The organism is Frankia sp. AgB32, from assembly GCF_023243045.1.
Taxonomy (GTDB): domain Bacteria; phylum Actinomycetota; class Actinomycetes; order Frankiales; family Frankiaceae; genus Frankia.
Map to the genome: position 1 here is coordinate 19,975 of NZ_JALKFX010000079.1, position 22,467 is coordinate 42,441.

At 70.2% G+C, this 22,467-nt stretch carries 20 protein-coding genes; 11 read left to right on the forward strand and 9 right to left on the reverse strand.

Annotated features, from left to right (window positions below):
* The coding region (locus MXD60_RS19600) for a WD40 repeat domain-containing protein (RefSeq protein ID WP_368861256.1) at positions 1 to 275 on the reverse strand (275 nt) is incomplete at its 3' end.
* Between the two features lie 296 nt (positions 276 to 571).
* On the opposite strand from MXD60_RS19600, the gene MXD60_RS19605 reads away from it, so the two are divergent.
* The 5 genes from MXD60_RS19605 to MXD60_RS19625 all read left to right on the forward strand — a co-directional run bounded on the left by MXD60_RS19605 (position 572) and on the right by MXD60_RS19625 (position 5,363).
* On the forward strand, positions 572 to 985 hold the full coding sequence (locus MXD60_RS19605; RefSeq protein ID WP_248820778.1) for a nuclear transport factor 2 family protein: 414 nt from the start codon (positions 572 to 574) through the stop codon (positions 983 to 985).
* A gap of 318 nt (positions 986 to 1,303) precedes the next feature.
* On the forward strand, positions 1,304 to 1,717 hold the full coding sequence (locus MXD60_RS19610) for a hypothetical protein (RefSeq protein ID WP_248820779.1): 414 nt from the start codon (positions 1,304 to 1,306) through the stop codon (positions 1,715 to 1,717).
* Positions 1,718 to 1,944: 227 nt separating this feature from the next.
* Positions 1,945 to 2,883: a cold shock domain-containing protein gene (locus MXD60_RS19615; RefSeq protein WP_248820780.1), complete on the forward strand. Its 939-nt coding sequence runs from the start codon at positions 1,945 to 1,947 to the stop codon at positions 2,881 to 2,883.
* 406 nt (positions 2,884 to 3,289) lie between these two features.
* On the forward strand, positions 3,290 to 4,471 hold the full coding sequence (locus MXD60_RS19620) for a substrate-binding domain-containing protein (RefSeq protein WP_248820781.1): 1,182 nt from the start codon (positions 3,290 to 3,292) through the stop codon (positions 4,469 to 4,471).
* A 94-nt stretch (positions 4,472 to 4,565) separates the two neighbouring features.
* A complete protein-coding gene (locus MXD60_RS19625; RefSeq protein WP_248820782.1) occupies positions 4,566 to 5,363 on the forward strand; it encodes an SAM-dependent methyltransferase in 798 nt (265 codons plus the stop codon).
* Between the two features lie 26 nt (positions 5,364 to 5,389).
* Here MXD60_RS19625 and MXD60_RS19630 read toward each other — a convergent pair whose 3' ends face one another.
* Positions 5,390 to 6,259, reverse strand: a complete 870-nt coding sequence (locus MXD60_RS19630; protein WP_248820796.1) for a Sco1979 family transcriptional regulator — start codon at positions 6,257 to 6,259, stop codon at positions 5,390 to 5,392.
* A gap of 197 nt (positions 6,260 to 6,456) precedes the next feature.
* On the opposite strand from MXD60_RS19630, the gene MXD60_RS19635 reads away from it, so the two are divergent.
* Positions 6,457 to 7,254, forward strand: coding sequence for an ABC transporter permease (locus MXD60_RS19635; protein WP_248820783.1), 798 nt, complete (start codon positions 6,457 to 6,459; stop codon positions 7,252 to 7,254).
* Positions 7,255 to 7,270: 16 nt separating this feature from the next.
* On the opposite strand, the gene MXD60_RS19640 is transcribed toward MXD60_RS19635, so the two are convergent.
* From MXD60_RS19640 to MXD60_RS30410, 3 genes are all read right to left on the reverse strand, one after another.
* Positions 7,271 to 8,731 carry an acyl-CoA carboxylase subunit beta gene (locus MXD60_RS19640; RefSeq protein WP_248820784.1) on the reverse strand — a complete coding sequence of 487 codons (1,461 nt, stop codon included), beginning with the start codon at positions 8,729 to 8,731 and terminating at the stop codon, positions 7,271 to 7,273.
* Between the two features lie 201 nt (positions 8,732 to 8,932).
* The gene (locus MXD60_RS19645) at positions 8,933 to 9,601 is read right to left on the reverse strand and encodes a peptide deformylase (RefSeq protein ID WP_248820785.1); all 669 of its coding nucleotides are present in this window, start codon (positions 9,599 to 9,601) and stop codon (positions 8,933 to 8,935) included.
* Positions 9,585 to 9,926 carry a hypothetical protein gene (locus MXD60_RS30410; RefSeq protein ID WP_248820786.1) on the reverse strand — a complete coding sequence of 114 codons (342 nt, stop codon included), beginning with the start codon at positions 9,924 to 9,926 and terminating at the stop codon, positions 9,585 to 9,587. The genes MXD60_RS19645 and MXD60_RS30410 overlap by 17 nt, the downstream gene beginning before the upstream one ends.
* Before the next feature lie 34 nt (positions 9,927 to 9,960).
* On the opposite strand from MXD60_RS30410, the gene MXD60_RS19655 reads away from it, so the two are divergent.
* A complete protein-coding gene (locus MXD60_RS19655) occupies positions 9,961 to 10,671 on the forward strand; it encodes an NUDIX hydrolase (RefSeq protein ID WP_248820787.1) in 711 nt (236 codons plus the stop codon).
* Positions 10,672 to 10,795: 124 nt separating this feature from the next.
* Here the strand turns inward: MXD60_RS19655 and efeB are convergent, their stop codons facing one another.
* The 3 genes from efeB to efeU form a co-directional block, all read right to left on the reverse strand.
* Complete coding sequence (gene efeB / locus MXD60_RS19660) at positions 10,796 to 12,052, reverse strand: iron uptake transporter deferrochelatase/peroxidase subunit (RefSeq protein ID WP_248820788.1); 1,257 nt, start codon at positions 12,050 to 12,052, stop codon at positions 10,796 to 10,798.
* Positions 12,053 to 12,173: 121 nt separating this feature from the next.
* A complete protein-coding gene (gene efeO / locus MXD60_RS19665; RefSeq protein ID WP_248820789.1) occupies positions 12,174 to 13,331 on the reverse strand; it encodes an iron uptake system protein EfeO in 1,158 nt (385 codons plus the stop codon).
* Positions 13,332 to 13,466: 135 nt separating this feature from the next.
* A complete protein-coding gene (gene efeU / locus MXD60_RS19670) occupies positions 13,467 to 14,327 on the reverse strand; it encodes an iron uptake transporter permease EfeU (RefSeq protein WP_248820790.1) in 861 nt (286 codons plus the stop codon).
* 989 nt (positions 14,328 to 15,316) lie between these two features.
* Here efeU and MXD60_RS19675 point away from each other — a divergent pair.
* On the forward strand, positions 15,317 to 15,937 hold the full coding sequence (locus tag MXD60_RS19675) for an NUDIX domain-containing protein (RefSeq protein WP_248820791.1): 621 nt from the start codon (positions 15,317 to 15,319) through the stop codon (positions 15,935 to 15,937).
* Positions 15,938 to 16,318: 381 nt separating this feature from the next.
* A complete protein-coding gene (locus MXD60_RS19680) occupies positions 16,319 to 17,095 on the forward strand; it encodes an aquaporin (protein WP_248820792.1) in 777 nt (258 codons plus the stop codon).
* Positions 17,096 to 17,204: 109 nt separating this feature from the next.
* Here MXD60_RS19680 and MXD60_RS19685 read toward each other — a convergent pair whose 3' ends face one another.
* Entirely contained in the window at positions 17,205 to 19,463 is a 2,259-nt protein-coding gene (locus tag MXD60_RS19685; protein ID WP_248820793.1) for an MMPL family transporter, read from the reverse strand.
* 261 nt (positions 19,464 to 19,724) lie between these two features.
* Between MXD60_RS19685 and MXD60_RS19690 the strand changes: the two genes are divergently transcribed.
* Together MXD60_RS19690 and MXD60_RS19695 are read left to right on the forward strand one after the other, a co-directional pair.
* Positions 19,725 to 20,525: a TetR/AcrR family transcriptional regulator gene (locus MXD60_RS19690; protein WP_248820794.1), complete on the forward strand. Its 801-nt coding sequence runs from the start codon at positions 19,725 to 19,727 to the stop codon at positions 20,523 to 20,525.
* A 1,082-nt stretch (positions 20,526 to 21,607) separates the two neighbouring features.
* The gene (locus MXD60_RS19695; RefSeq protein WP_248820795.1) at positions 21,608 to 22,444 is read left to right on the forward strand and encodes an SDR family NAD(P)-dependent oxidoreductase; all 837 of its coding nucleotides are present in this window, start codon (positions 21,608 to 21,610) and stop codon (positions 22,442 to 22,444) included.
* Positions 22,445 to 22,467 lie beyond the last annotated feature (23 nt).

Here is a 22,467-nt window from a genome sequence, read left to right on the forward strand (position 1 = left end):
CCGGTGTCGCGGTTCCAGATGCGTACGGTGCCGTCGTCGCCGCCGCTGATGATCTGCTGGCCGTCCGGGGTGACCGCTACCGACCAGACGGTGCTGGTGTGGCCGGTGAGGGTGGTGTGTTCGGTGCCGGTGTCGCGGTTCCAGATGCGGACGGTGCCGTCGCTGCCGCCGCTGATGATCTGCTGGCCGTCCGGGGTGACCGCCACCGACAGGACCGGGCCCGGATGGCCCCAGAACGGTCCGCGGTCCTGCGGCGGAACGGATCGGGAGGCCATACGCCCCAGTGTCCTCGCGGTGACACACCGCTCCGCGGCCGGTATCACGGCCGACGAGATCGGTGCGGGATCACCCGGCTCCGATCAGCGTGGCCGTGTGGCCCCCTCGGCAGGAGGACGGACTGACGCTTGAAGATCGCCAATCTGCTGGCGGGGTGATGGGATGAGGGCCCGCGGCGCGGTCACGGTCCCCGTACCTTTGGCGGACGCGCGAACGTGGATCTCGCCGAGAGCCGCTCGATTCCGCCATTGGCGGACCCGGGTCGTGGTGTTCGTCGTGGCGGAAGGTAGGGATCATGACGGTGGTGCAGTCCGCGGATCTGGTCGGTCTCGGGCGGGCGGAGGATCTGCTGCAGGCCGTGGTGGCGGCCAATGATGCTGTGGGGCTCGCCGAGGTGCTGCACGACGATCTCGTCGCCCGCGGGCATGACGGTCTGCTCCACGGCAAGGCCGAGGACGTCGCGGGTTACGCCTCCGGTGCCTTCGCCGTGATCTCGTACGCCGAGCTGCGCCGGCACTGCCTGCTCCACGAGGTGACCGGCATCACCTTCGTCCGTGCCGCGATCAGCGCCCGCAGCAGCGGAGAAGAGGTCTCCGTCGTCATGGACTACACCCGTACCTGGGTCCACGACGACGGCCGCTGGCAGATCATCGCGGCCCACCTCTCGCCTGTATCGGATGGACCAGGGGTAGTCGCGGGCGAGAGATGACGCCGCTTGTCGTGGCCGCGTGATGGCATCGTCGCGGACGAGAAGAACGGGTAACGCCCGGTGCTTCTCGGGTTCGGGAATCTGTGCGCCGACTGAAGGCGCTACCTGCGTCGACCAGCGGGATGTCTGGTTTGGGTTGGATTACTGTCTGTGCAATTCGAAGGCCGCCGGGCCGATTTCTTTCTGCTTCGTTGCTGGGCGACGTTGTGGTCGTGGAGTTCGCGGCTGATACTTCATCCGTTCGTCTGGTCTGGCGATCGGCCGTATGAAAAGATGCCGAGGCGGGGGTCGGCCAAATGACGGAGAGGTGAAGTCCAGATGAGTGATATCACCAACCTGACCGTTCTTATTGACAGTGAGCCCGCGCCATCCGGCTGGACAAAGATCGACAAGGATCTGAACGCCGGGGCGGGCGGCGCCTATCTCTACTTCGCTTTCGAGCGGGGCTCCGGCCAGCCGATCACGAACGTCATCTTTCTGCTGAGCAAGGACGACTCCGCCCCGCCCACCTACACCCGCATCGACGTCGACCTGAACAAGGGCGCCGGCGGCGACTACATCTACGCCGCCTTCACCAAGGACCCCACGCAGGGAAGCCCGATCGCGGATCTGGACGTCATCCTCGGCGACAACGCCGGGATTCAGCCGCAATCCCCCTGGCGCCGCTACGACGTAGACCTGAACAAGGGTGCGGGCGGCAAGTACATCTACCTCGTCTACCGCAACGCCTGACCACCGTGCCCGGCGCGTCTGGTTGAGACAGGTCGGAGCCCGCGGTCGATCGCGCGGCGCGGGGCTTTGAGGGGAGGGTCCGGTCCACGTCGAAGGACGTGGACCGCCCGGAAAACGCTTGGACTGTCATTCTTCGTCCGGCTGTCACGTGGTGGTCTTGCGCGCCGGCCCGGCGTGCGGTGGCCATCCTGGGGTCGGATCAGCGCCTGAGAATGTTACAAAGGGTCATGGCGATGATGGCGCGCTGCGCCCGACTGATGGCGGGCGTCATACCCGTGGCTCTCGCGACCGTGGCCTGTGCCGGAGCCACCACCGGCGGGTGGGGTGGTGCCAGTGGCGGCACGGACGCGTCCGCGGATCCGGGTGCCGACACGGTGGTGGCGCTGCGGGTGGAGTCGGTCGGTGGTTTCGTGACGCCGACGATGCTGGTCGGCCGGCTGCCGGTTGTCGCCGTCTACTCCGACGGCAGGGTGATCGACGTGGGCCCGCAGATCGCGATCTACCCGGGTCCGGCGCTGCCCAACGTCCAGCTCCGCCGGATCTCGACGGCGAGCGTGCGCAGACTCGTCAGCCGGGCGGCCGCCGCCGGCATCGCCACCGAGCGGGACTTCGGCCAGCCACCCATCGCGGACGCCACGTCGACCCGGTTCACCATCCGGACCGCGAGCGGCGTCGGGACGGCGGAGGTGCCCGCGCTGCTCGAATCGGACGGCACCGGCCTGACCGCGCACCAGCGCGCGGCCCGGCAGGCGGCCCGGGACCTGTATGACGCGCTGACCGATCTGCCTGGCACGCTCGGCCGGGGAGCGGTGAGCGAATCGGCGGCGTACACGCCGACCGCGCTGGCGGCGATCGCCGCGCCGAAGATCGAGGAGCCCTGCGCGGCGTCGCCCGCGGACGGCGCGCCGGGCGGCCCGTGTGGCGCGGACGTCGGCCGGGACGTGCGCCCCTGGCCGGGCCCGCCGCTGCCCGGCAAGTCGGTCGGCCCGGGTAGCGAGCTGGGCTGCGTCACGGCCAGCGGCGACGAGGCGGCGACGCTGCTGGCCGCGGCGCGCACGGCGGTGAGCACCACCTCGTGGACCTCGGGCGGCAGGCAGTGGAGTGCCACCTTCCGCCCCCTGCTCCCCGACGAGTCGTCCTGCGCGGACCTGACCGCCTCCAGGTAGCCGATCGGTGCCCGGTCACGGAGAGTGGGGCTGGTGCTGCGCCGCGGGCCGATTCCGCGGTTCACCCGACTCCATCCTGATCGAGCACGACGGCCCGACTGTGCTCGTCGGTCCAGGGCGGATGCCCTGACCTTGGGCTTTGGCTGTCGCGGGGGGCGAACGTCCTGACGGAAGGTGGTGGGGCGGACTCATCGTCACCGACGCCGGGCCGGGTGAGCTGACGACGCGTCCTGCCAATTTGTGACGGAACGTTATTACTTAACGACCTCATGCCGTTCTGTCCTCGACGATGTGGAATCCTCACGGCGGGCCGAAGCGGTCCGCCGTGATGGTCAGAAGCGGCGCGGGCCGGCCTTCTCCATCGCCGGTGTTCGCGCGTTTCATACAGCTGAGGAGAACTGGACGGGTGCGAGTCTCGAGTTTTCGCCGCCGTTGGGTGGCGGTCGGCGGATGTGTCGCGGCGCTGACGGTGGGCCTGGCCGCCTGTTCCGGCTCGTCGAGTGGCTCCGACGGGGTCAGCTCGTCCGCCACGGGGTCCGCCGCCGCGTCGCGTTACACGACACCGCTGAAGGGGATCTGCCCGTCCACGGTCGTCATTCAGGCGAACTGGTGGCCCGGCCTGCCCGACGGTTACCTGTACCAGCTTCTCGGCGCGAACCCGACGATCGACGTGGGTAAGAACCGGGTGGAGGGACCGCTGGGCGCCACCGGCGTGCGGCTGCAGGTGCGCGCCGGCGGACCGGCGACGGGTTTCCAGCCGGTGACCTCGCTGCTGGCTCAGGACGACAGCATCCTGGCCGGCTACGTGGGAACGGACGAGGCCGTGCAGGCCTCCGCGAAGCAGCCGACGGTTGCCGTCCTCGCGCCCTACGAGAAGTCTCCGCTGGCGCTGATCTGGGGCGACCCGGCGTGGAAGTTCACCAACGTCGCCGAGATTCGCCAGTCGGGCGCGACGGTGCTGGCCAGTCCCAGCGGGACCTTCTTCCCCGACGTCTTCGTCCGGGAGGGACTGCTGACCAAGGCCCAGGTCGACACCTCCTATCAGGGATCGCCGGACCGGTTCGTCGCCGCCGACGGCAAGATCGTGCAGCAGGCGTTCGTCACCAACGAGCCCTATCTGCTCGAGCACGACGTCAAGGCCTGGGGCCGGCCGGTGCAGTACCACCTGCTGCAGAACGAGTACCCGGCGTACATCTCCGCGCTCGCCGTACGCCCGGACAAGGTGGCGAGCCAACGTGCCTGCCTGGCCAAGCTGGTGCCGCTGTTGCAGCGCGCGCAGCGCGACTACGTCGCCGATCCGGCGCCGGCGAACCAGCTCCTGCTGCGGGTCGTCAGCAAGCTGAACACGGGTGGGTTCACCCTTTCGCCGGGGCTGCTCGCCTATGGCAACGCCACGCAGAAGAAGCTCGGGCTGATCGCCGACGGCAGTGACGGGGTGCTGGGCAGCTTCGATGCGGCCCGGGTACAGACGCTGATCGGCCGACTGGGCCCGGTCTTCGCGGCGAAGGGCAGCGCACCGAAGCCGGGGCTGACGTCCGCGAGCCTGGTGACCAACGAGTTCCTCGACAAGACGGTAACGCTGAAGTAGAGAAACCGTCCGGGGCCAGCCGCCCCGGACGGTTTCTATGATGAGCGTCGGCGTCGTTGGTCACCCCGCGAGGGCTGCGAAGGGAACGTTACCCATGGACGACGGTTCGGTACCCGTTGTTGACATCACCGTGCCGCACTCGGCGCGGGTGTGGAACTACTGGCTGGGCGGGAAGGACAATTATCCGGTCGACCGCGAGTTCGGCGACCGGATTTACGAGCTGCTGCCCGAGATAGTGCAGATCGCCCGGCAGGCTCGGGCTTTTCTCGGCCGCGCGGTCACCCACCTCGCCGGCGAAATGGGTATCCGGCAGTTCCTCGACATCGGTACCGGCCTGCCGACGGCCGACAACACCCATGAGGTGGCGCAGCGGATCGCCCCCGACTCGCGGATCGTCTACGTCGACCACGATCCGCTGGTCCTGGCGCACGCGCGGGCCCTACTGATCGGCACGCCCGAGGGAGCCACGAACTACGTCGACGTCGACGTCCGCGAGCCGAAGAAGATTCTCCGGGCTGCCCGCGAGACTTTGGACTTCACCCGGCCGATCGGGTTGATCATGCTCGGGATCATGGGAAACGTAGCTGACCTCGACGAAGCGTACGCGATTGTGCGCGAACTGCGCGACGAGCTTCCCGCCGGCAGCTATCTCGTGTTCAAGGACGGCACCTACGCCGTGATGGGCCAGGACCGCGCCGAGTCCATCCACTCTCTCCACGAGCACGAGAAGTTCCCTTACCACATGCGCACCCCCGAGCAGGTGGCCCGTTTTCTCGACGGTTTCGAACTCGTCGAACCGGGTCTGGTCTCGACGCCGTTGTGGCGGCCCGGCCCCTCGGCCGAACCACCCCTGCCGATCGACGACCTGTGTGGCGTCGGCCGGAAGCTCTGACGTCCGCCGCCCGGTCGGGGCGGGCGTCACCCGGCATGGTGCGACGCTGTTTCCTCGATGGTCTTCGCCGTGTCGCCGGGCGCCGTGCTGCGCAGCGTCAGGTTGTCCATGGCGAGCATGTAGCGGGTGAGGTCCTCGGGCTTGTCGAGGTAGATGGCGCCGGTGAGATGCTCCAGGTAGACGACGTCGGCGATGTCCGGCTCGTCGAACCGCAGAATGCTGAACGCGCCGCCTTCGGCGGGGTGGGAGCCGATGCTCAGCGGAGTCACCTGGATGGTGATGTTCGGCTTCTCGTTCAGCGTGATCAGATGTTCGAGCTGGCCGCGCATGACGGCCGGCGCGGCGACGGAGCGCCGCAGCGCGGCCTCGTCGATTATCGCCCACAGTTTGGGCGGATCCGGCCGGTCGAGAACGGCCTGCCGACTCATCCGTGCCCGCACCCGGCGCTCGATGACGTCGGCGCCGCCCGGATGATGACTTCCGGCGATGACGGCACGGGCATAGTCCTCGGTCTGCAGCAGACCGGGGATGAACTGAATCTCGTAGGTCCGGATCAGGATCGCCGCTTCCTCCAGGCCGAGGTACGGCTGAAACCAGCCCGGCATCACATCCGCGAAACCCTGCCACCAACCGGGCTCGTTGGCCTCGCGGGCGAGCTCCAGCAGTGGAGAGCGTTCCTTCTCGTCCGCGACGCCATACAGTGTCAGCAGGTCGGCCACATCACGTTGCTTGAAACTGACGCGCCCCAGTTCCATACGGCTGATCTTCGAATCGGATGCCCGGATGCTGTAGCCGGCCTCCGCCCGGCTGATGCCCCGCGCTTCCCGGAGTCGCCGTAGCTGCGTTCCCAGTACGACGCGGCGCACGATCGGCCCGCGCGCCCGTTGCAGCGTCATTTCCCTCGCCTTCTCCGGCCGCTTCGCGGGAAGCGTACCGGATGAATGCGGCGGCCCATGAGGGCGTGCCCGACAGCGCTCCACGTCGGGGCTACTATCGGCTCAGGAAAGGAGGCCGGGATGCCGGCGATGCGCTTCGATGCCACTTTCGGTGACGCTGCCCGGATGGTCCTGCCGGCACTTCAGGAGTCGTTCACGTGACCCTGGCGGGCCGGGCGGCGCGGGCGGCCGGGCCGCCGCTGGCCGTGCTGGCCGCCGTCCTCGGCGTCTGGTACGCCGTTACCTACCTCGCGCTGGCCCCCCGCCGCCGCTTCCTGCTGCCGCCGCCGCACACGGTCCTCACCGACGGGTTCGGGGACTGGACCACCTTCGGCGAGACCCTGCGGGGACTGGGCACGACGGCGAAGGTCGCGCTCACGGGGCTGGCCATCGCCACCGCCCTCGGGATGACCTTCGCCGTGCTGATGAGCCAGGCGGGCTGGGTCGAGCGGTCGTTCTACCCCTGGGCGGTGGTGCTCCAGACGATCCCGATCCTCGCGATCGTGCCGCTGATCGGGTTCTGGCTGGGCTACGGATTCTGGTCCCGCACCGTCGTGTGCGTCCTGGTCGCGCTGTTCCCCATCATCACCAACACCCTGTTCGGGCTCCAGTCGACCGACGCCGGGCAGCACGACCTGTTCACCCTGTGCCGGGCCAGCCGGTGGACGAGGCTCGTCCACCTGGAGTTCCCCACCGCCCTGCCCGCGATCTTCTCGGGGCTGCGCATCTCCGCCGGACTGTCGGTCATCGGCGCCATCGTCGGCGACTTCTTCTTCCGGCAGGGGCAACCGGGCATCGGCAGCCTCATCGACGACTACACCCAGCGACTGCAGTCCGCCCCGCTGTTCGCGGCGATCATTGTTGCCTCCCTGTTCGGCCTGACGGTGTTCTGGCTGTTCGGGCTGGCCGCCCGCCTGACCATCGGCGCCTGGTACACCCCCAGCCGCCGGTCGTGACCGCCCGCGCGGCGCGCTACAGCGGGATGTTCCCGTGCGAGCCGCGCCGCGCGGGGGCGGTGGCGAGGGCTTCGGCGATGCGGCGGCGGCTGTCGGCGGGGTCGATGACGGCGTCGATGACGCCGAGGGCCAGGCCGCGGTCGATGCCGCCGGCCGTGCGGGTGTGCTCCTCGACGAGGCGGTTGAGCAGCGCGGGTCGTTCGTCGTCGGAGGCCGCGGCGAGGGGCCTGCGGTGCAGGATGCCGACGGCGGCCTCGGCGCCCATGACGGCGACCTGCGCCTCGGGCCAGGCGAGGACGGCGGTCGCGCCCAGCGAGCGGGAGTTCATCGCGATGTACGCCCCGCCGAACGACTTGCGGGTCACCAGGGTGACGCGAGGGACGGTGGCCTCCGCGAAGGCGTAGAGCAGCTTGGCGCCGCGGCGCACCACGCCTTCCCACTCCTGCTGGACGCCCGGCAGGTAGCCGGGCACGTCCACGACGACCACGAGCGGGAGGCCGAACGAGTCGCACATCCGGACGAACCGCGAGATCTTCTCCGCGCTCAGCGAGTCCAGGCAGCCGCCCTTGCGGATCGGGTTGTTCGCGATCACCCCGACGGGCCGCCCGTACAACCGGCCGAGGCCGACCACCGCGTTCGGCGCCCACCGCGCCTGGAACTCCTCGAACGGGTGCCGGCCCTCGTCGAGCAGCCGCAACACCAGCGGCCGCACGTCGTAGGCCCGCCGCGGCCGGTCGGGCAGCAGCGAGCCCGGATCCGGCCGCCGGTCCTCGTCCGGATCGTGCGCCGCGAGTCGGCCCGCGTCCGGCCGAGCGCCCCCGCCGGCCAGCAACGTGGTGATGCGCCGGGCCCGCGCCAGCGCGTCGCCCTCCGAGTCGGCGACGACGTGCACGACGCCGGAGCGGCGGCCGTGCGCGTCCGCGCCGCCCAGCCCCGCCATGTCGATCTGTTCGCCGGTGACGCTGCGGACGACGTCGGGCCCGGTCACGAACACCCGTCCGGACGGCGCCAGGATGACGACGTCGGTCAGCGCCGGACCGTAGGCCGCGCCGCCGGCCGCCGGGCCGAGCACCACCGAGATCTGCGGGATGCGTCCCGACGCGTGGATCATCGCCGCGAAGATGCGGCCGATGCCGTCGAGGGACTGCACGCCCTCGCCGAGGCTCGCGCCGCCGGAGTGCCACAGCCCGACGACCGGCCGGCCGAGGCGCAGGGCCTCGTCGATGGCGCCGACGATCTCCGCGGCACCCTCGGCGCCGAGCGCACCGCCCATCCGGGTGGCGTCGGTGCAGAAGGCGACCGTCACCTCGCCGTCGATCAGCCCGTGGCCGGTCACCACCCGGCTGCCGGGGCTCACCTGGTACGGGCTGAAGGAACCCGGGTCGAACAGATGGGAAAGCCGGCGGTACGGGCTCCGGACGTCCTGCTCCGGAACGGTCACCCGGACCCGTTCGCCGCTCGCTGCTACCTCCGCCATGGTGCCCCTTCCGGGCCCGTGCCACCGCCCTGGGCGGGTCGGGCTGGACCATCGCGAGGCCGCGCCGTGCCGGCGTCTGCGCGAAGTCGGATTCGTCCTGTCTGTGGGTACGGTCCGATGATGACGGGGGGGTCTTTCGTTTCCCTTTAAAGCGGCTCAAGGCGAGGACGCGCGGCCGCCGCGACCGGGAATCGGCGCTGGTCAGTCGACAGCGAATCCCAGAAAGCCGCCGGCCTCGGCCGGGGTCGGCTGGTTCCAGAACCGCTCGTAGTTGTCCATGGTGCACATCGACCGCGGCTCGGCCTGGTCCAGATAGACCACGCCGCCCAGATGGTCGGTCTCGTGCTGGGCGATGCGCGCCGGCCAGCCGGTCAGTTCGTGGCTGTACGCATTGCCGTTCCGGTCGGACGCGTCGAGCTGGACCCGATGGTGGCGGGACACGACCGCCGTGTACCCGACCATGCTCAGGCAGCCCTCGTAGAACGAGCGGCGCTGCGTGCCGATCGGCGTGACCACCGGGTTGACCAGCTCCAGGAGCGGCTGCGGCCAGCGTTGGCGCACCTCGGCGAGCTCGGCGGGCACGGTGGCGGGGTCCTCGACCACGGCCAGCGAGAGCGGGATGCCCAGCTGCGGCGCGGCCAGCCCGACGCCGCGGCCGGGCAGGTGCCCACGCATCGCGTCGAGCAGCCGGTGCAGCAGCTCGTCGGAGAGCTGGCCCTCGTAGCGGATCGCCGGCCGGCGCAGCACCGGGTGCCCGAGCTGGGTGACCGACCACGGCCGCGGCGCGTCGAGCACGGCGCTGACGAGGTCGACGAGCTGGTCGGCCGAGGCGATCATCGAGTGGGTCCGGCGGTCACCCGCCCATTCCATCACCCCGTTCCCGGCCCACGCCGACGAGCTGGACCAGCTGTCCAACGCCGAGCTGCTCGCCGATCACCTCGGCGGGTCGAACAACGCCCACATCGCACCCGCCGACGCGTCGAACGGGACGAGGTCTGGAACTGACGTCCGGGAGGCGCTGCGGCTGGCGCACAACTACGTCGGCACCGAACACATCCGGCTGGCCCTGCTCGCCTTCGAGGACAGCTCGGGCAGCGACCTCGGTGTCCACCGACCGGCGGTCGAGGCGCAGGTCGTCGCAGCCCTGGCCGTGATCGTCGGCTCCGACGGCCGACCGGCGCGGGCCGAGGGTCACCCGGGCTGGCCGGTGCCTGGGGGAGGATCACCACATGACCGAGGATGCCGTGCCTGCCCCGACAGTCGACCCGACCGCGAGTGCCGCCGCCGAGCCGGTCGAACCCGCCTGGGATGGCGTCGGCGCCCGCAACCCGGAGTGGCTGCCGTGGGTGCGCGAAATGCATTCCATCGCCCAGGCGGGGCTGGCCTACACCGAGAACCCCTTCGACCTGGAGCGCTTCGAGCAGCTCCGGGCACTCACCTACCGGATCGCCGCCCGGTGCGCCGACGTCACCGTGCCCGTGGCCGAGCGCATCTTCGGCGGCGAGGTCGGCTACCAGACGCCGAAGGTCGACGTGCGCGGCGTGCTGTTCGATGGGGACCGGATCCTGCTCGTGCGGGAGAAGGAGGACGGCTGCTGGTCGATGCCGGGCGGCTGGGCCGACGTCGGCCACAGCCCGGCGGAGGTCGCCGTGAAGGAGATCCGGGAGGAGTCGGGGCTGCTCGCCGAGCCGGTTCGGCTGCTCGGCGTCCTGGACAAGCGCCGGCACGACCATCCGCCGTACCCGAACGACACCTACAAGATCTTCATCCGGTGTCGGGTCGTCGGGGGGATGGCCGGCGCGGGGCTGGAGACCTCCGCCGTCGGCTGGTTCACCCGCGACGCCCTGCCGCCGCTGTCCACCAAGCGCAACACCCCCGAGCAGCTCCAGCTGATGTTCGGCTTCCTGGACGACCCGGACGCGCCGGCCCTGGTCGACTGATCGTCCCCGCCACGACGGGTCGGCCGGCCTGCCGGGCTCGACAGTCTCTCTGCGCGCTCTCTGCGCGGACAAATCGGACGCCGACCCGGACAGCGGGACCACGGTGGTCCCGCAGGCCCGGATCTCAGGTCGCGAACAGGCCGCTGGCCCAGAAGTCCCTGTCGTCGCGGACGCCGGGTGGGATCGCGAACACGGCGCTGCTGGTGTGCTGGATGTACTCGTTGAGCGCGTCCTGGGTGGCGAGGCGGCGCTGGATCGGGAGGAAGCCGGTGCGCGGGTCGCGCTGGAAGGCGATGAAGAACAGGCCGGCGTCGAGCTGCCCGGTCTCCTGGTTGACGCCGTCGGTGTAGGAATAGCCGCGGCGCAGGATCGTCACGCCGTTGTTCGTCGCCGGGGCCGCGAGGCGGATGTGGGCGTCCTCGGGCACGACCAGCTCGCCGCTGGCATCCTTCGCGGTCAGCGGGACGTCGTCGAACTCCGCGGCGGCGCCGAGCGGGGCGCCGCTGCGCTTGACCCGGCCGAACACGTTCTCCTGGTCGCGCAGGTAGTCGCGGTCCCACGACTCCAGCAGCATCCGGATGCGGCGGGTGACGACGTAGGTGCCGCCGCGCATCCAGGCCTGGTCGCCGTCAGCGCCGACCCAGACATGCGTGTCCAGCGACGCGGCGTCCTCGCGCTTGATGTTGTTCGTGCCGTCCTTGAAGCCCATGAGATTGCGGGGGGTGTCCTGGCTGTCGCTGGTCGTGCTGGTGCGGCCGAAGCCGAGCTGGAACCAGCGCAGCACGGCCGCACCCTGCGCGAGCCGGCGCAGGTTGCGCACCGCGTGGAAGGCGACCTGCGGGTCGTCCGCGCAGGCCTGGATGCACAGGTCACCATCGCTGCGCAGCGGGTCCAGGTTGTCGCGGGGCAGCGGTGGGATCTCGGTGAGGGCCGCCGGCCGGCGCGCGGCCAGCCCGAAGCGCCCGTCGAACAGGCTCGGGCCGACCCCGAAGGTGATGGTCAGGTTTCCGGCGGTCAGCCCGACGGCCTCGCCGGTGTCCCGCGGCGGGGCCTGCGGCGCCGCGTCGTCGTCGGCGACGGGCTGCCCGGCGGCCATCCGCGCCGCCGCCGCACTCCACCCGACGAGCAGGTCGCGCAGCGCCTCGCGGGTCGTGCCGGCCGACACGTCGAAGGCCGCGAACGCCAGCCGGTCCTGCGCGTCGGTGGTGATCCCGGCCTGGCGGGCGCCGTGGAACGGCACCAGTCCGCGGGGAGCCGACGCCGAGATCGGTTTCGGATCGTCCGAACAGGCTGCGGCCGTCGCGCCGACGACGCCGGCACCGGCGAGCCCGGCGGCTCCGAACAGCGCCCGCCGACGTGACAGGCTGATCCCCTCGACCATGACCACGCGCTCCTTTTCCGGCGGGCCCTGCCCGCTCACGGCTGCGGGGCCGGGCGTGCACCGCCCGGCCCCTGCCGTCCTACCTGCGCTTACCCAACTGTGCGTGCTGGTGCTGCTCGGCCTAGCTGACGACGATCCCCGCGACCTGGGACAGCGGCTCGGCGAGCGCGTCCACCGCCTGCGACAGGGCACGGCGCTGGTCCTGCGTGACGGTGTCGTAGCTGACGTAACCGGTGCCGCGCTTGTACGGCTCAAGCGCCTTGTACATGGCGGTGAACTGGGTGCGGACCTTCGTCGCGAGCGTCGGGTCGAGCGACTTCAGGGCCGGCTCCAGCAGCGTGAACGCCTTGTCCGCGCCGTCGACGTTGCCCTGCACGTCGAACAGGTCGAGCTTGCTGTAGCGCTCCTCCTCGCCGGTGATCTTCGACTGGCCGACCTCGTTGAGCAGCTCGGTCGCGCCGTTGGCGATCTGCGCCGGCTGGAAGGTCGTCTTCGCGACCAGGGTGTTCAGCTTGCCGACGTCGGTGTTCAGCTGGTCGGCGATCGTCCCGGTGCCGTCCAGCGAGTGATCGGCGAAGATCGCCTTCTCCAGGCGGTGGAAGCCGGTCCAGGTCGCCGGGTCGGGCGCGTCGTCGGCGCGGGCGTCGATCGCCGGGTCGAGATCCCCGAACGACTCGGCGACCGGCTCGATGCGCTCGTAGTTCAGCCGGGGCGCCGCGTACAGCTTCGACGCCTGCTCCAGGTCGCCGGCCTTCACCGCGGTGACGAACGCGGCGGTGTTGGTGACCAGCTCCGCGACCTGCTGGCGGACGTAGGTGGCGTAGCCGGTGGTCGCGGTCTTCAGCGCCGTGGTGACCTCGGGGCTCTGCGTGGCGGCGGCGGTACCGGCGACCGCGGTGGTCACGGTGAAGTCCACCTTCTCCGGGCCCGACCCGCCGGGGCAGTACAGCTGGTACTTGCCGGCCTTGACGTTGAGGGAGAACGTCCCGGACAGGCCGGGGGCGATGTTCTCCTTCTCGCCGAGGATGGTGTCGCCGTTCATGAGCTCGGCTTCGGTGACGGCGCCGGCGTCCTTGTTCACCACCTTGAAGGTGGTCGGCCCCGCCGCGATGCTCGACTTGTCCGGCGAACAGCCCTTGGACGTCAGCGTGATGGTGACGTTCTGCTTCGCGGCGGTCGCGCCGGAGTCGGAGCCGCCCGCATCACTTCCCCCGCATGCGACGGCGCCCGTCGCGATCACAACTGCGATGGCGCTGTACGCGACTGGTGCGCGACGCACGTGTTGCCCCCACTTGGTTGTCTGCTGTCGTGAGATGGTTTGCCGGCAGGGTTTGCCGGCAGGGTTTGCCGGTCGGTGTGACGGGCCGCGCAGCCAGCCGGCGGTGGAAACCGGCTTGCTGCGCGGCCCGCCAGCTCAGGGCCCGGCGGTCGCGGCGGACGCGGCCGGCTCGGGAGCGGGCCGCGCCGGCGGGCGGCGTCGGGCCGGCCAGGTCACATAGGCGACCAGCGGCACCAGGTACACCACCCAGACGACACATTCGGCCACCACCGGCCGCGGCTGCAGGCCCAGCACGCCGGTCAGCACGCTCGCCAGGGGCGTACCGGGACGCACCAGCCAGGACAGGTCGAACGTCCGCTGCTGGCCGGCGTTGAGCCAGCCGGCCTCGTGGGCGGTGTGCGCCGCGGTCGCCAGCAGCCCGGCGGCGATCAGGACCAGGACGAGCCCGGTGACGCGGAAGAAGCGGGAGAGGTTGATGCGCACGCCGCCGCGGTAGATGGCGACGCCGACGATCACCGCGACCAGCACGCCGATCAGCGCGCCACCCCCGGCGGAGGCGGGGGAACTGGCCGCATTGAACGCGGCGATGAGGAACACGGCCGTCTCGAAGCCCTCCCGGAGCACCGCCAGGAAGGCCATCAGCACGAGGGCGCGGGTCGAGCCGGTCTCCAGCGCCGACGCGGTCGCCGTCTCCAGCGATCCCTTCAGGTCGCGGGAGTGGCGGCGCATCCACACCACCATGTAGGTGACCATCGCCACCGCGATGAGCCCGATGACGGTCTCCAGGCCCTCCTGCTGTCGCTGGGGCAGCTCGCGGTCCAGCACCTGTAGCGCGACGCCGAAGCCGAAGCACAGCAGCACCGCCAGGCCCACCCCGAGCCACACCTGCCGCAGCGCGTCGGTGCGCCCACGCTGCCGGAGGAACGCGGCCACGATCCCGACGATCAATGACGCTTCCAGGCCCTCGCGAAGGCCGATCACAAATGTTGGAAGCAAGCTGGCCTCCCTCCGTCTACGTCCGCAGGTTCGGCCGGTTGGTCTCGGCCGTCGATGATCTGCGGTTAACCTCAGCTAAGTTAGGGCAACCTAATGTCCATTGGCAAGGGAATGGAAAATGAGGTGTGTGGCGCCACTGACGGTGACCGGCGGGCTCCGGAGCGGGGCGGAGTCGCTGGTGGCGGGCTGGATGACGCCTCCCCGACGACCCGGCGTCGCCGCCTCGGCAGGGAATCGGGCACCGTTCCGCTCGTCATGGTGAACGGCCTGCGACGGCACGTCACGCGACGCAACTTCGGTCACCATGTGTGGCTAACTGAGCCGGCACCGCGGTTTCTCGGCCGGAATGCACGTCGCCCGGTTGGCATCTGAGGTTCGCCGGGTCGGACCGCGGCGCGACACAACTCCACCAAGTTCGTCGGCAATGCGGGGTTGCGTCCCTGGTCGAGGTGGTCGGTCATGGGGCCTGCCTGGTCGCCCCGGTGGCCGGTTGGTTGACCAGGTGCTGGCCGGCCTGCCCGCGCGGCCTGCGTGGCCGTGGCGGCGGAGGCGTCCGCGAGGCGGCCCGAAGGTGGTCGTCGTCGGGTGCGGGGTGGCGTTCGCCGGTCGCTGTCGCCGGTGTCGCCGGCGACGGATTGCTCCCCGTCATGTGTCAACCATGTTCCGGCCGGGTGGGCGCCAGATCTCCAACGTGCGCGAGACCGACGGGGTTCTCGCAGAAATGAACTCCCGGTCTCATGCTTTGCGAACGGATCGAACTTCCTTGGCTTCCGTTGCGTGGTCTTCCGCGAAGGCGTGGCGAATCGCTGGCGACGCAGGCCATTTCGTGGTCGGGTGTTGTGGAGGAGTAGCTCGCGCGATCCGCTTCGTAGCCGGTCGCCTGATCGTCAGTTCTAGGCCAGATGATGACGGACATGAATGAGGATCGTGGGAGTCCCAGGATGACGAACGGATGTAGGTTACCTGACGGAGAGCGTGTCAACGGACGCGTGCAGCGCACGTCCGAGGTGGCATCGGCCTATCCGGTGGGCGGGGAGGCCCCCACCGTCACGCAGGCCCCCACCGGCACGCAGGCGGCGGCCGTCGGTGAGTTCCCGCCGATGGCCCGGCCCTACGCGGCGGCCGGAGCCCTGTTCTTCGACGACGACGGGCGGGTGCTGCTGGTCGAGCCGTCCTACAAGCCGGGATGGGACATCCCCGGAGGTTTCGTCGAGCCGGGGGAGTCGCCGTACGCCGCCTGCGTGCGGGAGGTCGAGGAGGAGCTCGGCATCACCCCGCCGATCGGAGGCCTCCTCGCCGTGGACTGGGCGCCGCGTCCCAAGGACGGGTGGCTGGAGGGGGAGATGCTGTTGTTCGTGTTCGACGGCGGCCTGCTGCCCGCGACCTGGCGGGAGCGCATTCAGTTGGACATGAACGAGTTGGTCAACTTCGCGTTCGTCCCGGTGGCCGAGGTGGGCGGATTGCTGCCGCCTCTGCACGCGCGGCGCGTGACGGCAGCGGCCGGGCTGCGGTGCACCCCGCGGCGAGCCGGCTACCTGGAATACGGCGACGAGATCCCCGCCCGGTCCGCCGACCGCGGTGCGGCGCCGGGTGACAGCGCTCCGGACTGACGCTGAAACAGGCCGGTGGCCGCCCTGCCGTAACCGGGTACCAGGACCCGCGCGAAAAGCCACATTAGGTCGCGAAATACCGGTTTTTACCGTCGGGGTGAATGAGAAAAATTGTGCGTTCGCGGCGGCGGTTGCGTCGACTGGAGGCTTCGCCGGGTGAACCTCGGGGACCTCGGCGGGGACGAAAAGGCCGGTCGGTGCGGAGGTCGCTCCGGAGCAGGCGGGTAGCCGGGATATCGCATTCCGGCGCCGCCGGAGCCATGATCACCTGGCGGACGTACGCACCCTGTGGAACCATTCGGGTACTCGGAGTAGATGGATGGGCGTCCGTCGACCTGGTCCCGGTCAGTGCAGGCGTCCCGGCGGCGGAGGGGGTGCCGCGTGCGGAGATATCTGGTCGAAGCAATCGGAACGTTCGTGCTGGTCCTCGGGGGAGTGGGCACGGCAGTGCTCGCCAGGAGCGCGGTGGGCGTGCTGGGCATCGCCTTCGCGTTCGGGCTGTCGCTGCTCGTCCTTGTCTACGTGATCGGGCCGATCTCCGGTTGCCACATCAACCCGGCGGTCACCCTGGGGCTGCTGGTGTGCCGCAAGATCGAGCCGAGGCACGCCGTCGGCTACATCCTCGCCCAGTGCGTCGGGGCCATCGTGGCAGCGGGCGCGGTGCTGCTGCTGGCGGACTCGGGGCCAGCCGGCTACTCACCCGGCGTCGGCGGACTCGGCGCCAACGGCTACGGCACGCACTCACCCGGCGGCTTCGGGCTCGGCGGGGTCTTCCTCGTCGAGATCCTGCTCACCGCCCTACTGGTGTTCACCGTGCTTGGCGCGACGGACGTCCGGGCCCCGTTCGGGTTCGCCGGCCTCGCGATCGGCCTGGTCCTCACCCTGTGCAACCTGATCAGCATCCCGATGGACGGGACGTCGGTGAACCCGGCTCGCTCGCTGGGACCGGCGGTCTTCGTCGGTGGCTGGGCGCTGGGCCAGCTCTGGCTGTTCATCGTGGCGCCGGTGATCGGGGCGCTGCTCGCCGCCGCCGGCTACCTGGCCCTACGGCCGGGCCCGCAGGTCAGCGCGTCCACCGCGGAACGCGACCTGCCGCAGGAGTCGCTCAGCCGGATCGCGAAGGAGACCGCGCGGCTCATCCGCGGCAGGGTGGAGTAGCGCCGGCCCACGCGCCGAGGGTGCCGCCGTCCGCGGCCACCCAGCGAAACGGCCGAGGCCCCGGCGGGCACGCTGCCCGCCGGGGCCTCGATCGTCCACCTGTCGTGCGTCAGCGCGTGGGCTCGTCCGCCCGGTGACTACGGGTGCCAGGGCCCTGCTGGCCGGGCACCGCGTGGGCACCGTCCAGCACGTCCGCCGGCGGCGTGGTCCGCCGGATATCCTCGATCTCCTCGGAGTTCTCCACCGCCAGCCGCGGCAGGACCCGGTCGAGCGAGGACGGCAGCCACCAGTTCGCCTTGCCGAAGATGTGCATCAGCGCCGGCACGAGAACCGTGCGGATGACGAACGCGTCGATCACGATCGCGCTGGCGAGGCCCAGCCCGAACAGCTTGATCACGCGATCGTCGCCGAGGATGAACGAGGCGAACACCAGGGCCATGATGGCGCCGGCCGCGGAGATCACCCGGCCGGTCTCGGCCTGGCCGAGCGTGACCGCGAGCCGGTTGTCCCGCCTGGCCGTCCACTCCTCGTGCATCCGGCTGACCAGGAACACCTCGTAGTCCATGGACAGGCCGAACAGGATCGCGAACAGCAGTACGGGGACGAACGCCTCGACCGGGCCGCCGGTGATGCTGAACAGCGACTCGCCCCAGCCCCACTGGAACACCGCGACGACCACCCCGAAGGCCGCGGCGACGGCGAGCAGGTTCATCACCGAGGCGGTCAGCGGGATCACCAGGCTGCGGAACACCGCCACCAGCAGCAGGAAGGCAAGCACCACCACGATGCCGATGAACAGCGGCAGCTTGGCCGACAGGGTGGTGGAGAAGTCCTCGAAGACGGCGGTGATACCACCGATGTAGATCTTCGAGTCGCCACTCGCGGCCTGGGGGACCGCATGGTCACGCAGCCGGTCGAGCAGCTTGGAGGTGTCCGCGGCCTGCGGGCTGCTGGTCGGGTACAGCGTGGCGATGGCCGCCTGGCCGTTCGGGCTCTCCCGCGGGTCCGACACCGACGCCACGCCGGGCGTCGTACGGGCGGCGCGGACCACGGCGTTCAGGGCGGCGGTGTCACTCGGGGAGCTGATCTCCGCGACGATCGTGAACGGGCCGTTGAAACCGGGGCCGAAGCCCTCGGCCAGCAGGTCGTACCCGCGCTTGGTGGTCTTGGAGGTGTCGCCGTTGCCCAGGTCGGACGAGCCGAGCCGCAGCGACAGGAACGGAACGGCGATCACCAGGATGGCGACGCCGCTGACCACGGCGAGGACGCGGGGACGTCGCTGCACGAACTTCCCCCAGCGCGCCCACATACCGGAGATGCTCTCCGGCTCGGGTCCCTTCTCGGCGAGGCGGCGCCGGTCCCGCCGGCTGAGCACCCGCATGCCGTAGAAGCCCAGCAGCGCCGGCAGCAGGGTGACGGCTGCGGCCATCGTCATCGCGACGGCCAGCGCCGCCGAGATCGCCACGCCGTACAGGAGGCTCACCCCGAGCGCGAACATGCCGAGCAGCGCGATGCAGACCGTGACGCCGGCGAACATCACCGCGCGCCCCGAGGTGTTCACCGCGGTGATCGCGGCCTCCTCGGGCGTCTTGCCCGCGAGCAGGCCGACGCGGTGCCGGTTGACGATGAACAGGGCGTAGTCGATGCCGACGCCCAGGCCGATCAGGGTGGCCAGGATCGGCGCGAACTCGGCGACCGACATCACGTGCGAGAGAACGATGATCAGTGAGCTGCTGACACCGAGCGCCACGATCGCGGTGATCAGCGGCAGGGTGACCGCCAGCAGCGAGCCGAAGGCGAGGAACAGGATGATCGCCGCGGCGACGATGCCGATCAGCTCGCTGTAGCTCTGCTGCTGCTGCTCAATGATCGACACGAGCTGGCCGGTGGCCTCCACCTGCATGCTGGCCGAGTCGTAGCCGCGGGTGGTGTCGACGAACTGCTGGATGTCGTCCTTCGGCAGGTCGTCGCCCTGCTGGTCGAAGTCGACGGTGGCGAAGGCGGTGCGGCCGTCCTTGCTTATCCGGCTGGCGCCCTTGGGCCCGAAGGGGCCTGCCACCTCGGAGACGTGCGGCACCCTGGCTACCTTGGCCAGCATCTCGGTGATCGGCCCGCGCAGCGACGCGTCGCTGACGGTCGCCGTCGAACGGCTGTGCAGCACGATCGTCGCGCTGTCGCCGGACGCGGCGGGGAAGTCGCGCTGCAGCAGGTCGATGGACTTCTGCGAGTCAGTGCCGGGTAGCGAGAAAGTATCCCGGTAGTTGCTTCCGGCCGCCTGGCTGACTCCGCCGAGTCCGACCAGTGCAATGATCCACAGGAACAGTACGAGCCGGCGGTGTCCGAAACACCATCGGGCGAGCGTTGCCACAGTTCCCCCTCGAACGTCGATGATCGGGCGGAGTCATCACCTGGGCCGTCGGGATCGACGGCGGTGAGCGCACAGACCAACCGGCAACTTACCGGTCGTTCAGTAGGTAAGCTTGAGAGTAACATCCGGCTCGGACTCGATCGGAGGGTGAGGTCCGTCATGGTCGACTCGACATCACCCGAGCCGTTACGCGACACCAGGTCACGCATACTGGCGGCCGCGATCAGCCTGTTCGGCGAACGAGGCTATGCAGGCACCTCTGTGAGGGACATCTCAGAGCGTCTCGGGCTGACCAAGGCAGCGCTTTATTACTACTTCCCGTCGAAGGAAACGATCCTCGACGCGCTGCTGGAACCGTTGATGTCCGAACTCACCCGGCTCGTCGACCTCGTGCGGCACTCGCCCCCGCCGAGCACGGCGGTCCTCGTCGAACAGCTGGCCGAGGTGATGGCTGGCTCGGGCGGGGTGCTGCTCGCCTTCATCAACGATCCGTCGATCGTCCGTCGCCGGATCGGCCAGAGCGACATGATCTCGTTGCAGCATGCGCTCGTCCGGGCGCTGGCCGGCCCGGCGCCGACAGATGAGCGGTTGTTGCGGGCGCACTGCGCGGTCGGCGCGCTCAAGGCGGGCATCATCGGCCGGGCGTGGGATCAGGCCGAGGCCGAGGCCGAGGCCGGCTCCGGTCCGGTGGGCGAGCCGCAGTCGGTGAACGCAGAGCTGCTGCGCGCCTTCGCCGTGCGGGGGGTGCAGAGCCTGCAGCCGTTGGTCACCGCCGCCGAGCGGCGCGAGATCGTCGCCGCCGCGCTCGCCGCGCTCGGTGGCGACGACCCGACGTGGGACCGCGGTTCCGGCGGCGAGCCGGGCGCGCGGTGCGCGGGAACCACCGGATTGTGCGTGGAATCGACGACATCGGCATCGGCGACATCGGCATCGGCGACATCGACATCGGCATCGACGACATCGGCGCCGCCGGTCACCCCTACCGTCACGGTGCGGGGCATGCGGGCCGGGGCAGTCGGAATGGGGATCGCGCTGAATCCCCCGGGTATCCACCCGGGGTAGGCCATCTGCCGGATGGCGGCCGGGATTGTCGGCCGGCATTTCGGTGATCGACTGGTGCGACTGAGTATCCGTTCGGTGACATCCGGGAGACGGGTACCACCGAACGTGCCTGCCCTGTTGGCTTCGTCGCACGCGTCCGGACCTCCACTGCCGCGCCATCTGTAGTCGTGTGTCCGATATCACCGTGACGGCGGATATCGGCGGCGGGCGGGGCATCCATTAGGTTCGGGGAAATGCCGCTTTCGATCGTGTTTGTCGAGGGCGGTAGGGTGGTCGTCATGGGGAGGATGGATCAGTGCTCGGACGATGCCCGACCGGTATGTTCGGCGTTCGTCCCGGACAGCCCGCGCCGGGCGCTCTGACGAGCCATGGATGAGCTCCGTCGCCGGCCTGCGTCCCTGGTCAGCCGCCGCGGCGGCGACCGGGCCGGACTGACGGCCGCGAGCCGGCAGCAGGGCTCACGGGCCTGCTTCGACGGGCCTGGACGCGCTGCTGGCGATCTCGGCCGAGGGCTGTCGCGGGGATACTTTCCCGGCGGCAATGCGGTGAGAAATCACCGCATTAGCTGGCGAGGAGAAGTGCTTCGCGCCACCATGAGAAGATCCCTAATCCATCCTACGACAGTCAATCGGTCCGCCTCGCGCGGCCTCGATAGTGGGCGGCCCCCCCGTTAGGAGGGGCAGTCGCGTCAGAGGGAGTGTGATAAGGAGTCCGGAGCCGTGCATGAGGTGCCGCCTCGCCGATGTCGCCCATCTGACCATGGACGATCCGGCGGTGGGACCATGAAAATGGTGGGAGTCGTGGACCTGGTTGCGCAGGGTCGCCTGTGCACCCTGGTCCAGAGTCCGACGGTGGAAAACTGGTAACTCTTCGGATCGGCATGACCCCCGTGCGGGGCTCGGTGCGATGGTCCGGCGGATCAGTTCGGGCCATCGGGCCGTATCCGATCATGTCATGTCGATCATGTTCGGTCGAACCACCTCGCGACGCGGGGCGAGATGAGTGGGGAAAGTAGTAGGTGACGTGCAATCAGTGCCCGCGGGGGAGAACTACGTGAAAGGAATGACCGGAAGTGGTGTGTCATGAGCACACGGTCCCGGCCTGCTTTCCGTGAGGGAGGGCTGACCGTCCTCGCCAACCGGACCACGCGCCCGAGCGTGGTCCCCGCCACCTGGCCACCTCGCACGGCTGTCGTCACCGGCGCGTCCAGCGGTATCGGCCGGGAGGCCGCGCTGCTGCTGGCGGCAGGCGGCTGCAGCTCGCTGCTGGTCGGCCGCAACGGCGCCGCGCTGGATGAAGTCGCCGCCGCCACAGAGGGTCACCGCATCGCGGTGGACCTGGCGGAACCGGGCTCGGAGCTGGCGGTTGCCTCCCGGGCCAGCGAGCTGCTCGGAGACGTCGATCTCCTGGTGTGCTCGGCCGGGCTCGGCGCTGCCGGGCCCTACGACATGATGTCTCCCGACGCGATCGCGCAACTCGTCGCGGTCAACGTCCTGTCGCCGATGACGCTGGTCAGGGCCATGCTACCGGCCATGCTCGATCGCGGGCAGGGCCGCATTCTGATAGTCGGCAGCATCGCCGGCGCGCTGGGCGTGCGCGGCGAGGTCGCCTACTCCGCGTCGAAGGCGGCGATGGTCGGCTTCGCCGATGCGTTGCGGGCCGAGGTCGCCGGGCGCGGAGTCACGGTGACTCTGTGCATCCCTGGCGTCGTCGACACGCCGTTCTTCCACCGCCGGGGAGCTCCCTACGTGCGGCGGTGGCCGCGGCCGGGGCCGGCCGCGCTCGTCGCCGAGCGGATGCTCGCGGCGACGGGACGGGGTCGAGCCGATGTCTGGGTGCCCGGCTGGCTGCGCGGCGCGGTCCGGGTTCACGGCGCCGCGCCGTCGATGTACCGCAAGCTGGCCGGGGTCTTCGGATGACCCGGTGCCGCAAGCGTCACGCG